Raw genomic sequence first — 13614 nt, 5'->3', positions numbered from 1 at the left:
AGAACGCTCTAGTAGCAAAGGAATTTGTGGCGTTCACGGTATACTGCCCTGCGCCGCCTTCAACTGAAACGCCGCGTCACTAAATTGCGGTACGGGGACCCATGGCCAAGCTTACCACCCAGACACTAGCGCCAGACGCCGAAGGGCTGGAACGGGCTGCGGCCCTGCTGCACCAAGGCGCCCTTGTCGCCTTTCCAACCGAGACCGTTTATGGACTGGGCGCTGATGCCGGCAATGACCGCGCCGTTGCCCGGATTTACGAAGCAAAGGGGCGGCCCAGCTTCAACCCGCTGATTGTGCATCTCGCCGATCTGGACGCCGTAAAAGACCTTGTGGTCTGGAACGACAACGCCGATGCAGTTGCGCAGGCCTTTTGGCCCGGCCCACTGACGCTGGTTCTGCCGCTGCGCGACGGTGCCAAGATTTCCAAGTTGGTCACAGCCGGGCTGGACACCCTGGCCGTGCGCATGCCCGAAGCGCCCGTCGCCCGCGCCTTGTTGCACGCCTTTGGCGGGCCGGTTGCAGCACCTTCTGCCAACCGGTCGGGACAGATCAGCCCGACGCGCGCCGCGCATGTCCTTGAAGGGCTATCCGGACGGATCGAAGCGGTGGTCGACGGCGGCCCATGTCAGGTGGGGCTCGAATCCACCATACTTGGCCTTGCGGGCAAGCCGACCCTTCTGCGGCCCGGTGGGATCACTCTTGACGCGCTGAGCGAAACCCTCGGCGCCCGCGTGGCTGAACGCCGCGACACCGAGGCAATCTCGGCGCCGGGGCAGACCCGCTCTCACTATGCGCCGCGCGCCAGCGTCCGGCTGAACGCCACTGATTGGGACCCCGGCGAAGCGCGGTTAGGCTTTGGCGCGGTCGACTGCGATCTCAACCTGTCGCCCTCCGAGGACATGACCGAAGCCGCCGCCAACCTGTTTGAATACCTGCACCGGCTGGACGCATTGGGCGCACATACCATCGCCGTCTCGCCCATTCCGCATATCGGTCTTGGCGTGGCGATCAACGACCGGCTCAGTCGGGCTGCGGCCGAGCGGTAGCAGGCCGGTCAGCGCCCAATTTACGTGTTTTCAAGCGCGTCCGCCTTCGGCTGAAAGGGCCAAGGCGGCAACCCCGAGAGTCTCAAGCGCAGCTTCCCACTTCTCAAGGTCCGGGAGGTCAAAGATTAACCGCGCCGAGGCATCACAGACCAACCACCCATTCTGCGTCAACTCGCTTTCAAGCTGCCCCGGGCCCCAACCGGAATAGCCCAGCGTCATCAGCCACTTTGACGGCCCTTCGCCACGCGCCAGTTCTTCGAGGATGTCCAGCGTGGCGGTCATGCTGATGTCGTCTTTGACCTGCAAAGTCGTCACCGCAGACGCATAATCAGGTGAGTGCAGCACAAATCCCCGGCCCATTTCGACCGGGCCACCGAAATGTACGGCATGATCTGAAAGGCCCACGCTAATGTCGATATCGAGTTGCATCATCAACGACTTGATATCGACATCGCTACTGGGCTTGTTCACGATCAACCCCATCGCACCGTCGTCCGAGTGATCACAGATAAAGACAACGCTATGCTCGAAACGCGGATCGCCCATGCCGGGCATTGCGATCAGCATTTTCCCAATCAAATCAGTTGTGCCAAGAGGGGTCTGCTCCGTCATTTTGGCGGTCTTTCTCCCGTGTCTGTCTTTCTAACATGGCCCTCCAACGCGCTGCGTGCAAGGGAAAGCCGGGCGTGACACTTGTGGCACCGTGCCGTGTGCATCGCTAATACGTGACTTCAAATTCACCACAAAAAGCGCCATGTAAATCGCATGAAGATAATCCGCGCCCTGCTGCCCCTTGTTTGCCTGCCCGCCATCGCGGTTGCTGGCGGCTATGACGACGTCGTTCAGGCCGAGCTGCGCCCCGGCTGGCGGCTGCCAAATGGCGATCATATGGCCGCATTGCACCTGACGTTGGCCCCGGGATGGAAAACCTATTGGCGCGCCCCCGGCGACGCTGGCATCCCGCCGATTTTCGACTGGCGCGGCGGTCAGACCCGCGCGGTCGAGGTACATTGGCCCGCGCCGCATGTCTTTCACCAATCCGGCATGCGCTCGATTGGCTACAAGGGCGAGGTTGTTCTGCCCCTGCGCGTCAGCCTGCGCAACCTTGGCAAGGACAGCCGGCTGCGCGGCGTGATCGACATTGGCATCTGCAAGGATGTCTGCCTGCCGCATCGCGTACGAGTCGAGGCAATTCTGCCCGCATCGGGGGGCAAACCAGATCCAATGATCGCCGCAGCCATGGCCGATGTGCCTTTTTCCGCTGCCGAAGCCGGCGTGAAAGCGGTCAAATGCGAGGTCGGGCTTGGCAGTGACGGTATGACCCTGAAAGCCAGGATCAACATGCCCCGCAGCAGCGGCGCCCCTGAAACCGTGATCGAAACCGCCGACCCCAATGTCTGGGTGGCCGAGCCGACAAGCCGTTGGGAAGGCGGTCAACTGGTCAGCGAAACACGGCTGTCCCATATGGACGGAGCCGCTTTTGCGCTGGATCGGTCAGGCGTGCGGATCACCGTGATTTCCAGCGGCATGGCCGTGGACATCAAAGGCTGCGACCGCTGAGCCCTAGGGACGGGGTCTACCCCGCCCACTTTCAGGCTGCAGAGCGCCGCAGCCGCCGCGACAGCATCAGCGCAAGTCCACTCAGCACATACAGTGCCAGCGTAAACACGGCCGCCCCAAGGATGAACAACCCAAAGGCCGCCAGCATCGGCGATAGCGTGGCGATTTGAGGAAGCGCGAGTTTCTTGGGCAGCTCTCCGGTCCATGCCACATGGCCCATGGTTGCGCCCAGCCAGCCCAGCAGCGCCAGCGACGCCAGCCAGATCATACTGCGCACACCCATTGCCCGGAACCTGAGCCCGCGTTGAAAGGCCTGCCGCATCTTGCCCATGTCATGTTGCACAGCGATCAGCGCAGGCACGACCATCAGCACCAGAACCAATCCAAAGCCCAACCCATAGACAAGCGTCACCACCGTCGGCTTGAGGAACTGCGCATCGGATGACCGTTCATACAGCAAAGGCGCAAGGCCCAGAACCGTCGTCGCCGTGGTCAGGAACACCGGTCGCAGGCGATCTGCCGCACCGTCGATGATCGACGGCAGGATGCCCCGCTCGGCGGCGTATTCGTCGATCTGGGTGACCAGAACAATCGAGTCGTTGATGATGATACCCGTCATCCCCAGCAGGCCGACAACCGTGAACATGCTCAAAGGAATCTCCCAGACCGCATGGCCATAGATCGCGCCCACCAGACCGAATGGGATTACCGACATGACAACCATGGGCCGGGTCCAACTGGCGAAAACCCAAGCCAGAACAAGGTAGATGCTCAACAGAACCAGCACCAGACCGCTTAACGCATCGGCCAGAAACTCGTTCTCTTGCTCAGCCAAACCGGAAATCCGGTAATCCACCTGCCGGGCCGAGGCGATTCCGGGCAAAATCTCTTCTTCCAGCGCTTTCATGATTTCCGTCGCACGGGCCGGATCATCTTCGGAAATATCGCCGGTGACGGAAATCTGACGAATGCCATTCTCGCGCAGAACGGTCGAAAATCCGGTGCGGCGTTTGACGCTGACCAGATCGGCCAAGGGCACGTATTCGCCCGCGTCCGTCCGCATGTGGGTCCGTTCAAGGAAATCGGCGGTCAGCTCGTCCTCGGGCAGTTCCACCCGGATCGTGGCCGAGCGCGGACCATCGGGATAGGTCGCTGCCTCGATTCCGCCCAGCCGGTTGCGCAACACGCGCCCCAAACCGTCGATGTCAAAGCCCAACGCCAGCCCTTGCGGCGTCAGTTCAAGGATCAGTTCTTCTTTGTCGTAGGCCAGATTGTCCTCGACAGCCGACACCTCGGGGAAGCGGGTGACCGCAGCCTTGAGATCCTCTGAGGCGCGCTTGAGAACCTCGGCGCTGGCGCCATAAAACTGCACGTCCAACGCATCCCCGCCGGGACCGGAGCGCCATCCACGGAACGAAATCGTTTCGACCAGAGGATGCTTGGTCACGCGTTCCTGAAGCTCGCCTACAAAGGCAAAGCTGGAATAGGGGCGCAGGTCCGCTTCGATTAACTCGATGGAAATACCGCCCAATTGATCCGGATCCTTGCTGTCGGCCCCGGCCAGCCCCCGGCCCGAGTTGCCGCCGATCTCGGCCATCACATAGAGCAACGGATTGGCGCCGTAGCGTTCTTCGTATTCGGTGCCCAGCTCTTCGGTAGTTTTCTGAAGCAGCCGCATCTGAGCCAGCGTATCTTCGCGGACGGCGCCGGGCGCCATTGCAAAGTTCCCGGTGATCGAAGGCCGCTCGGGCGAATTGAAGAACCTCCACTGTACATCACCACGAATGAACAGAGCAGCCTGGCTGGCGAAGGCCACAACAGCCCCGGCCAGCACCACATAGCGCGCGGCGATCACGCCCGCCATGAAGGGGCGGAAAAGCGTTTCCCGAAACCAGCGGAACCCCCGGTTGGTCAGGCGCGAAGGCAGATCATACCAGTGGCTCTTGGCGCTGTGGGCCAGCGCATGGGCCATGTGGTTCGGCAGGATCAAAAAGCATTCGACCAATGAGGCCAAAAGCACCGCGATCACCGTAAAGGGGATATCGGCGATCAGATCGCCAAAGCGCCCGCCGATCGCGACAAGGCCAAAGAACGCGATGATCGTGGTCAACGTCGCCGAGAAGACAGGCAGTGCCATACGGCGCGCCGCCGTTTCCGCTGCCTCAAAGGGGCCAAGTCCGCGCCGCGCCAGATGGTCGGCGTGTTCGCCCACCACGATGGCGTCATCCACCACGATGCCAAGCGTGATGATCAGCGCAAACAGCGAGATCATGTTGATGGTCAGCCCGGACACATACATTAGCGCAATTGCGGCCAGCAGCGAGGTCGGAATCCCCGCCGCCACCCAAAGTGCAGTGCGCGCGTTGAGGAACAGGAACAACAAGGCCACAACCAGACCCAGCCCCATCATGGCGTTGTCCAGCAGGATATTCAGCCTGCCGGTGATCGCCTCAGACCGGGTGCGGATCAGGTCAATGCTGACGCCTTGCGGAAGCGATGCCTGAAACGCGCCCGAGACCTCTTGTACCGTTGCCTGAATTCCAATGGCATCGCCCCGGTCGCTTCGATCGACACGCACGGAAATGGCCGGGTTATCACCAACAAAATAGCTGCGCGCCCGGTCAATTCCTTCGACCCGGATGCGCGCTACATCCCCAACAGTCAGCTTGGATCCATCAGCGTTCGAGCGCAGGACGATCCCTGCGATGTCTTCGGCGCTGCGTTTTTCCACGCCTGTCCTGACACGCGCCCCTGAACTGCCCACATCGCCCGCCGGATCCGCGTTGACCTCGGCGCCTATGGCGCTTGCAATGGCGGCCATCGAGACGTCGTTGGCGATCAGGTTCTGCGTCGGCACTTCGACCACGGTTTGCGGGGCGGCAAGTCCCTGGATCGTCGTGCGGGTCACCCCTTCGGCGAACAAACGCACCACCAGTTCATCGGCAAACCGCGCCAGTTGGTCGGTGCTGACCGGGCCGGTGATCACCAAATCGGTCACCCTGTCGCGCCAATAGCGGCGCTGAACGTCCGGCTCTTCTGCGTCTTCGGGCAGGTTGGTGATCCCGTCCACTGCCGACTGCACGTCATTGGCGGCGCGGGCCATGTCCCAACCCGGCTCAAATTCCAAGGCGATCGTTGCGCGCCCTTCGCGCGATGTCGCGGACGAGCTTTCGACCCCTTCGACCGCAAGCAAGGTCGGCTCCAGCACCTGCACGACGGCGGAATCAACGTCTTCTGCCCCGGCCCCGTCCCAGCGCACCGAAACGTTGACTTCGTCGATGATCACATCAGGAAAGAACTGCGCCCGCATGTTCGGAACCGCAAAGGCCCCAGCGGCCAGCAGCATCACCAAGAGCAGGTTGGCCAGTGTCGGGTGCCGGGCGAAATAGGAAAAGATTCCACCGGCGCCTTGGGGCAAAGCGCGCATGTCAGCCTCCCATCCGGGCTTCGATGCGGGCGACCGTGCTGGCCGGAACCTTGTCCTGCGAAAGTTGCGCCAGCAGACGGGTCTTGGCCTCAGCGGGCATGCGGGTGTTGGCCTCGACAAAGGCGCGCAGCTTGGCGCGGCGTTCTTCGGTCAACTCCAGCATCTCGGGTTCGACCAGAGTGGCAGAGGTGCCGCTGCGCAGTGGGTTGACGCGGATCCCGGCGCCCAGAAGCGGCGTGCGTTCAGCGACCACCTCTTTGCCCTCCAGATCGCGGGCGCGGATCAGAACATCGTCGCCCTGTCGCCGCAGCACCGTGACCTGAGCCACGGTCAGGCGATCTTCCTCACCGATCAACAGCACTTCACCAGCGGCATTGACGGCCGTGGCAGGCAGACGCGCCACAAAAGGCAAAGGAGCCTCTTGAATGGAGACGGTGACGAAATCGCCGGGCTTAAAGCCGCGCGGCGCGTTCAAGGTTGCATACAGACGACGCCCGGTCTGGCCATCGCCCACCGCCGCGCTTTCACGGCTGATCGTGCCGGTGGCCTGAAGGTTGGTTCCAAAAACATCCAGTGTCACCGTCACATCGGCGCGGCGCAACTGTCCATTGTCGTCCAGCAAACGCGCGTATTCCTGTGTCGAGACGCGAAAAACCACTTCCAGCGCGCTGGCATCGACGATCTGTGCCAGCTTTTCGTTCGAGGACACGAGCCGCCCGCCGACCACTGTAACATCCGACAGCGTGCCCGCAAATTCGGCGCGGATTTCGGTGTTGCTGAGATGGCGGCGCGCCTCGTCCAGCGCAATCTCAGCGCGCTTGAGCCGGGTCGCGGCCTGATCGATGCGTGATTGTGCGGCGGCCACGGCCTGACGGCGCGACAGCACGGCCTGTTTGGCGGTCGACAGTGCCAGCTCGGCCGTTTCGACAGCTGCAGCGGTGCCAACATTGCGCGCCACAAGATCGTTTTGCCGCTTCAAAGCCTGCTCGCGCAGCGCCACCTGATCGCGGGCGGCCTCCAGTTCATCCCCGGCCAGAACGATGGCGCGATCCGCTTCGCGCTGCTCGGCCTCGGCGTCCAGAAGATCGCTTTCGGCTCGCTCAAGCGACGCTTGAGCATCTGCCGGATCGATCCGTGCCAAAAGCTGGCCTTCGGTCACTTGACCACCTTCCACAAAGGCCGGATCAAGATCGATCAGCGTCCCGCCGCTTGCTGCGCGCAGCTCCAACGTGCGGCTCGACTGAACCTCGCCGAAGGCGCTAAGAACCGGTGTGACTGTTTCAAACGTGATCGGCACAACATTGACCGCAAAGACCCGTTCGCGCGCTTGCGGCACTCTGGGTTCTTCGCTCAGTCGCGCCTGCACGGCGTCGCGCACCATTGTTCCAGCATAGAACAACAGCCCCAAGGTCATCGCCATCAGAAACAGCCCGGTCAGGCTTTTGCGTAGGAAGCGCATCAATAAATCCCCGCGGAAAGCACCGCAAAACATGGACAGGCTTGAGTATGCCCCAAGCTGCGCCCACACAAGGTATTACGAGATTATACGCTGCTTCGGATCACTTCCGTCGCAAATGTTCATCCAGACGCGGAAAAATCTCGACAAAGTTACAAGGGCGGTGCCGGAAATCGAGCTGCCAGCGCAAAATTTCATCCCATGCGTCCTTGCAAGCACCCGTACTGCCCGGCAGAGCAAACAGATAGGTGCCGCCCGCGACGCCGCCTGTGGCGCGGCTTTGAACCGCGCTGGTGCCAATTTTTTGGAAGGACACCATTGTGAAAACCGTGCCGAAGGCGTCGATTTCCTTTTCATAGACATCGCGGTGCGCCTCGACCGTCACGTCGCGCCCGGTAAGCCCGGTTCCGCCGGTGGAGATCACCACGTCTACCTCGGGATCGGCGATCCACGCGCGCAGCTGATCGGCAATCTCGGCGCGTTCATCGCGGATGATCTTGCGATCCGCCAGAGTATGCCCCGCTTCGGTCAGCCGCTGCACGAGGGTGTCGCCTGAACGATCCTCGGCCAATCCGCGCGTGTCACTGACCGTCAGAACGGCGATGCGCACAGGGATAAACTCTTTGCTTTCGTCGATACGGCTCATTTTGCCCCCACTCGCGACGTGTCATCTGGCCGTGCTGATTGCCAGCCGCAGCGCCAGCCCGGCGAACAACGTCGCCGACACATAGCGCAGCGCTTTTTCCACCATGGTGCCGCCGCTCAGCGCACCGCGCAGATGGCCCGCAAATTGCCCGACCAGACCATTTACGATCAGTCCCCCTAAAGATAGCGCTGCGCCGAAGACAAGGAACTGCGGCAGGATCGCGCGGGTTGGGTCAACGAACTGCGGCACAAAGGCGAGGATAAACAGGATCACCTTGGGGTTTGTCAGATTGACCACGAACCCTTGGGAAAAGGCCCGCGCGGCGCTGAGGCCCGCCACATCTGGCCCGCCAAAGGGCGACAGCAGGGTCCGCACCGCCAGCCACAAAAGATAGGCCACGCCGGCCCATCGGATCACCTCGAACGCGCCGGGCATCGTCGCCAAGAGCGCGCTGAGCCCCAACCCAGCAAGACTTGCGTGAAGCAAACCGCCTGCCGCGATCCCGGCAGAGGCCGCCCATCCGGGCCGCGCTCCGCCGCGCAGGCCCTGGGCAAGGCAAAACATCATGTCCGCCCCCGGCGTCAGGTTCAGCGCCAGCGAGGCTGGCACAAAAGTCGCCAGAACCAAAGGCTCCACGATCATTGCGCCATCGCCCTGAGCTTGGCTTTCAACGTCAAAAGATCTGCCCATGCTTCGCGTTTGGCGGCGGGCGTCCGCAACAGATAGGCCGGATGCACCATCGGCAGCGCGGGCTTGCCCTGCACTTCTGCCCACTGTCCGCGCAACCGGGTGATCCCGCGTTTGCCCAAAAGCGCCTGACAGCTGATATTGCCGACGATGACCAGCACGTCCGGCTTGGCCAGCGCAATATGCCGATGCAGAAATGGCAGCATCATGGCGATCTCTTCAGCATTGGGATCGCGGTTTTGTGGCGGCCGCCATGGCACCACATTGGTGATGTAGACGCTTTCTTTGCGGCTCAAGTCTATCGCCGAAAGCATCCTGTCAAGCAGTTGCCCGGCGCGCCCAACGAAAGGCTTGCCTTCGCGGTCCTCATCACGCCCCGGCGCTTCGCCGATGATCATGACCCGAGCGCCCGGCACCCCGTCCGAGAATACCAGATTGCGCGCCCCGCGTTTCAATTCACAATGATCATAGGCGCCCATGGCAGCGCGTAGCGCATCCAGATCACCGGCGCCTTTGGCACTGGCGACCGCCGCTTCAACGGGGTCTGGCCCCTCTTGCTGCGGCACCGCGCCCGGAGCGCCCCGCGCCACGGCCACCTGCGATTTTTTGGCCTTGGCCTGCTCGCGCGCGGCATGTTCGACGGCAAATCGATCCACCGGGCTGTCCGAGATCGCCTCGTCCACCCCCATCTCGAGCTGCCATTCAAGCAAGGCCCGCGCCGTATGCCAATCCAATGCCGATTCCATCGGAAGCACCTTATCCCTTGCACTTGGCCATTGGAAATGCGCAGCGCGCGTTCTTTTCACAAATACTAACGGCCAAAGATCGGCCACAAACACGACCTAAGGTAAAGGTGCGGCTTTAGCCGCGCGCGAAGCTGTGCCTAGCCAGCGCCCCGGCCCTTGCCCCCGGGCGCGCTGCTTTCTATTACGGCACTAGATCAACACGAGGGCCTCATGCGTTTCGACCACCGCCACCTTCTGGGCATCGAGCCCCTGCGCCCCGACGAGATTACAACCCTTCTGGATCTTGCCGACCAGTATGTCAGCTTCAACCGGCGACGTGACAAACATGCAAACGCCCTGGCGGGACTGACGCAAATCAACATGTTCTTCGAAAATTCGACCCGCACGCAGGCCAGTTTCGAACTGGCGGGCAAGCGGCTGGGTGCGGATGTGATGAACATGGCAATGCAGGCGAGCTCGATCAAAAAGGGGGAAACCCTGATCGACACGGCGATGACGCTGAACGCCATGCGCCCCGATCTTCTGGTCGTGCGTCATCCGCATTCCGGCGCCGTCGATCTGCTGAGCCAAAAAGTCAATTGCGCCGTCCTGAACGCCGGGGACGGACGCCACGAACACCCCACGCAGGCGCTGTTGGACGCGCTGACCATCCGCCGCGCCAAGGGTCGCCTGCACCGGCTGAACATCGCCATCTGCGGCGACATCGCCCATTCCCGCGTGGCGCGATCGAACATCCTGCTGCTGCACAAGATGGAAAACCGCATCCGCCTTGTGGGTCCGGCCACGCTTATGCCCTCGGGGATCGAACACTTTGGCGTCGAGGTCTATGACAACATGGCCGAAGGCTTGAAAGACGTCGATGTCGTCATGATGCTCCGCCTGCAAAAGGAACGTATGGACGGCGGTTTCATCCCGTCCGAGCGGGAATATTACCACCGCTACGGGTTGGATGCCGAAAAGCTGTCGAACGCCAGGGAAGACGCCATCGTCATGCACCCAGGACCGATGAACCGGGGCGTCGAGATCGACGGCACGCTTGCCGATGACATCAACCGCAGCGTCATTCAGGATCAGGTCGAAATGGGCGTCGCGGTGCGTATGGCCGCGATGGACCTTCTGGCCCGCAACCTGCGCGCCCGTCCAACCGAGGTCATGGCATGACAAAAATGAACATCAACGGATCGGAAACCGGAACGGTCCGGCTGTTCCACCTCGACCTGCCCGCCGAGGCGATCGAGCGCTTTACCACCATGGCAGGCACTGGCGAATGGCCCTTGAAATACGGACTGGGGGCCACGGCGCTGCGTCCGGCCTTTGTTGATGTGGTCGATATCAGCGATCTCGAAGACATGCCGTTGTCACGCTACATGGCCGAAGCGCACAATGCCTCGGGCGCTGATTTCAATGCCGCCCGCCCGCAGATCGACGCCTTGAAAGGGCACGCCGTGATCCTGCCCAGTCAAGCCTTTGACAACACGACGCAGACGCTTTCGGTGGCCGCGCCGCTGCGTTGGGTCGGAACATTCTCCGAGGACGCGCCGCGCGGGCGCGGCGCCCGCATCCGCTCAGCATCGGCGCGGGGCATCGTCGGCGGCGGCGAAGGCGTCCCGCCGGGGCGCAGCACGTCTACGCTGCTCAAGGTCATACTCATCGGCCTCGGCCTGCTGGTTCTTCTTGTGCTGGCCAAGATCCTGCGATGATCGATCCCGCCGGGGCCGTGCCACCGCTCGATATATCGGGCGAGACGCTGCTGTGGCAGGGCCGCCCCAATTGCTCACCCAGCCTGCACCCGCGCCCGCCAGCTTCGGTCATCTTTTTCGACATCCTGTTGATTGCGTTGCTGGCTGGCCCCGGCCTTTGGGCCATGTGGAATTTTGATCCCGGCGCGCTTTGGCTTAAGCTTCTGATCCTGGCGTTTCTATTTGCACTGCTGCTTAGCGGGCTGAACGGGATCGGCGGCTACGCACTTACCCGCGCATGGATACGTCGTTACACGCGCTATTTCCTGACCAACAAACAGGCCGTGATCTACATCGACGCGCCATTGCTGCCCGTTCGCATCGAAAGCCACCCGATTACAGCCCTTACCCCGCTGATTCTTGATGACCGTCCCCCGGGGTCGGTCTGGTTCGCCACCCATACACATCGGTTTGGCGACGAAATCAGCCGCACGGTGATTGGTACCACTCCCTACGGTTTTGACCGCATTCCGGACGCGCGCGAGGTTTACAAACGAATGCGTTCGCTCCAAACCGAGGCATCATGACCCAAGCCAGTTTTGCCCCGGATCGAAGCACCTATGTCCAGTCGCACCTGACGCTGGCCGCCATAGCAATGGCGGCCGGGATGGCGATCCTTTGGGCCGCGGGCAATCCGTATGTCTGGACCGGGGCCATTGGCGGGCTGGCCGCCGTGGCCATTCGCGGCTGGTATCTGATGGACGAAGAACTGGCCGCCCATTGGGAACTGGTTGACGGCGCGCTGAATGGCCCGGCGGGCCGCATCGTGCCCCTTGATCAGATCGCCAAGCTGCGTGCCCTTGGCTCGGCGGTGCAGATCATCACCCGAACCGGGGACAAACACCTGATCAAGTTTCAGGCTGACCCGCAGGCCACCATCGCCCGGATCGAAAGCGCCCGCGCGCAAGGAAGCAATGAATGACCAAGACACTTTTCCTCAACGCCCGCCTGATCGACCCTGAAAACGACAGCATTGCCCCCGGTGCCGTGCTGGTTGCCGACGGCAAGATTGTCGAAATCATGACCGAGCAGGATCGCCTTGGCCCGACCGAGGACGCGGACGTCATTGATTGCGGTGGCGCGTTTCTGGCTCCGGGCATCATCGACATTGGTGTCAAGGTCGGCGAGCCGGGCGAACGCCACAAGGAAAGCTACAAATCCGCCGGTCTGGCCGCAGCGGCAGGCGGTGTGACCACCATCGTCACCCGCCCCGATACCAGCCCCGCAATCGACACGCCCGAAGTCCTGAGCTTTATTCTTGAACGCGCCGAGGATGACTGTCCCGTCAACGTCCTGCCCATGGCCGCCCTGACCAAGGGCCGCGAAGGGCGCGAGATGACCGAGTTCGGCTTTCTCATGGATGCGGGGGCCGTCGGCTTTACCGATTGCGACAGCGTTGTCACCGACACCAAGGTCCTGACCCGCGCCATGACCTATGCGCGCAGCCTTGGTGCCCTTGTCATGGGCCACCCGCAAGAGCCGCTCCTGTCGAAAGGTGCCGCTGTGACCTCGGGCAAGTTCGCCACCCTGCGGGGTCTGCCAGCGGTTTCGCCAATGGCCGAACGGATGGGGTTGGACCGCGACATCGCCTTGGTCGAGATGACCGGCGTGCGCTATCACGCTGACCAGATCACCACCGCCCGCGCCCTGCCGGCGCTGGAACGCGCCAAGAAGAACGGGTTTGACGTGACCGCCGGCACCTCGATGCATCACCTGACGCTGAACGAGCTGGACGTCGCGGACTATCGCACCTTTTTCAAGGTCAAACCGCCGCTGCGATCGGAAGAAGACCGGCAGGCGATCATCGAAGCGATCCGCTCCGGGTTGATCGACATCATCGGCAGTTTCCACACGCCGCAGGACGAGGAAAGCAAGCGCCTGCCCTACGAAGAGGCCGCCAGCGGTGCTGTCGGTCTGGAAACCATGCTGCCGGTGCTGCTACGCCTCTACCATTCCGGCGAGCTTGAATTGCCCACCTTGTTCCGCGCGCTGTCGCTGAACCCCGCCAAACGGCTGGGGCTGGCGGGTGGTCGGCTCAGCGTCGGGGCGCCAGCCGATCTGGTATTGTTCGATGCGGACAAGCCGCTGGTGCTCGACCGCTTCAAGCTGCGGTCGAAATCAAAGAATACACCTTTTGATGGCGCGCGGCTTCAGGGCAAGGTGCTGGGCACATGGGTCGGCGGCGCCCGCGTTTTCGAAGCGTGATAGCGGGCGGGACGCCAAGGCCTTGGCTGAGTATCTGGCGCAACCGGGCGTAATGAAAAGAACCAAAGGCCAAATGGCAGGCCGTGCAGGAAAGAGGAC

13 protein-coding genes are annotated in these 13614 nt (G+C 62.3%); 7 read left to right on the top strand and 6 right to left on the bottom strand.

Annotated elements, in window-relative coordinates; all coding sequences use genetic code 11:
- Window positions 1-101: 101 nt before the first annotated feature.
- A complete protein-coding gene (locus ACOYQJ_RS19830) occupies window positions 102-1049 on the top strand; it encodes an L-threonylcarbamoyladenylate synthase (protein ID WP_422907745.1) in 948 nt (315 codons plus the stop codon).
- A gap of 30 nt (window positions 1050-1079) precedes the next feature.
- Here ACOYQJ_RS19830 and ACOYQJ_RS19825 read toward each other — a convergent pair whose 3' ends face one another.
- Window positions 1080-1661: a YqgE/AlgH family protein gene (locus ACOYQJ_RS19825; protein WP_422907744.1), complete on the bottom strand. Its 582-nt coding sequence runs from the start codon at window positions 1659-1661 to the stop codon at window positions 1080-1082.
- A 153-nt stretch (window positions 1662-1814) separates the two neighbouring features.
- Between ACOYQJ_RS19825 and ACOYQJ_RS19820 the strand changes: the two genes are divergently transcribed.
- Window positions 1815-2609 (top strand): protein-disulfide reductase DsbD domain-containing protein, encoded by a 795-nt coding sequence (locus ACOYQJ_RS19820; protein WP_422907743.1) that lies wholly within the window; start codon window positions 1815-1817, stop codon window positions 2607-2609.
- A 31-nt stretch (window positions 2610-2640) separates the two neighbouring features.
- Here ACOYQJ_RS19820 and ACOYQJ_RS19815 read toward each other — a convergent pair whose 3' ends face one another.
- The 5 genes from ACOYQJ_RS19815 to ACOYQJ_RS19795 form a co-directional block, all read right to left on the bottom strand.
- The gene (locus ACOYQJ_RS19815) at window positions 2641-6036 is read right to left on the bottom strand and encodes an efflux RND transporter permease subunit (RefSeq protein WP_422907742.1); all 3396 of its coding nucleotides are present in this window, start codon (window positions 6034-6036) and stop codon (window positions 2641-2643) included.
- A 1-nt stretch (window position 6037) separates the two neighbouring features.
- On the bottom strand, window positions 6038-7495 hold the full coding sequence (locus tag ACOYQJ_RS19810; RefSeq protein WP_422907741.1) for an efflux RND transporter periplasmic adaptor subunit: 1458 nt from the start codon (window positions 7493-7495) through the stop codon (window positions 6038-6040).
- 100 nt (window positions 7496-7595) lie between these two features.
- Window positions 7596-8138 (bottom strand): molybdenum cofactor biosynthesis protein B, encoded by a 543-nt coding sequence (gene moaB / locus ACOYQJ_RS19805; protein ID WP_422907740.1) that lies wholly within the window; start codon window positions 8136-8138, stop codon window positions 7596-7598.
- A 21-nt stretch (window positions 8139-8159) separates the two neighbouring features.
- Entirely contained in the window at window positions 8160-8780 is a 621-nt protein-coding gene (locus ACOYQJ_RS19800) for a LysE family translocator (RefSeq protein WP_422907739.1), read from the bottom strand.
- Window positions 8777-9571, bottom strand: coding sequence for a uracil-DNA glycosylase (locus ACOYQJ_RS19795; protein ID WP_422907738.1), 795 nt, complete (start codon window positions 9569-9571; stop codon window positions 8777-8779). The genes ACOYQJ_RS19800 and ACOYQJ_RS19795 overlap by 4 nt, the downstream gene beginning before the upstream one ends.
- A gap of 210 nt (window positions 9572-9781) precedes the next feature.
- On the opposite strand from ACOYQJ_RS19795, the gene ACOYQJ_RS19790 reads away from it, so the two are divergent.
- Genes ACOYQJ_RS19790 through pyrC form a run of 5 tightly spaced genes read left to right on the top strand, consistent with a single transcriptional unit; the run spans window position 9782 to window position 13515 of the window.
- On the top strand, window positions 9782-10732 hold the full coding sequence (locus ACOYQJ_RS19790; RefSeq protein WP_422907737.1) for an aspartate carbamoyltransferase catalytic subunit: 951 nt from the start codon (window positions 9782-9784) through the stop codon (window positions 10730-10732).
- Window positions 10729-11271, top strand: coding sequence for an aspartate carbamoyltransferase catalytic subunit (locus tag ACOYQJ_RS19785; RefSeq protein WP_422907736.1), 543 nt, complete (start codon window positions 10729-10731; stop codon window positions 11269-11271). Before ACOYQJ_RS19790 ends, ACOYQJ_RS19785 begins: the two co-directional genes overlap by 4 nt.
- Window positions 11268-11837 carry a hypothetical protein gene (locus tag ACOYQJ_RS19780; RefSeq protein WP_422907735.1) on the top strand — a complete coding sequence of 190 codons (570 nt, stop codon included), beginning with the start codon at window positions 11268-11270 and terminating at the stop codon, window positions 11835-11837. Before ACOYQJ_RS19785 ends, ACOYQJ_RS19780 begins: the two co-directional genes overlap by 4 nt.
- On the top strand, window positions 11834-12232 hold the full coding sequence (locus ACOYQJ_RS19775; RefSeq protein WP_422907734.1) for a hypothetical protein: 399 nt from the start codon (window positions 11834-11836) through the stop codon (window positions 12230-12232). Before ACOYQJ_RS19780 ends, ACOYQJ_RS19775 begins: the two co-directional genes overlap by 4 nt.
- Window positions 12229-13515 (top strand): dihydroorotase, encoded by a 1287-nt coding sequence (gene pyrC, locus ACOYQJ_RS19770; RefSeq protein WP_422907733.1) that lies wholly within the window; start codon window positions 12229-12231, stop codon window positions 13513-13515. The genes ACOYQJ_RS19775 and pyrC overlap by 4 nt, the downstream gene beginning before the upstream one ends.
- Window positions 13516-13614: the final 99 nt, after the last annotated feature.

It is taken from the genome of Pacificoceanicola algae (assembly GCF_049341065.1).
Classification (GTDB): Bacteria; Pseudomonadota; Alphaproteobacteria; order Rhodobacterales; family Rhodobacteraceae; genus Pacificoceanicola.
The sequence above is the reverse complement of the archived record's forward strand: the minus strand, read 5'-3'. Positions and strand labels throughout refer to the sequence as shown.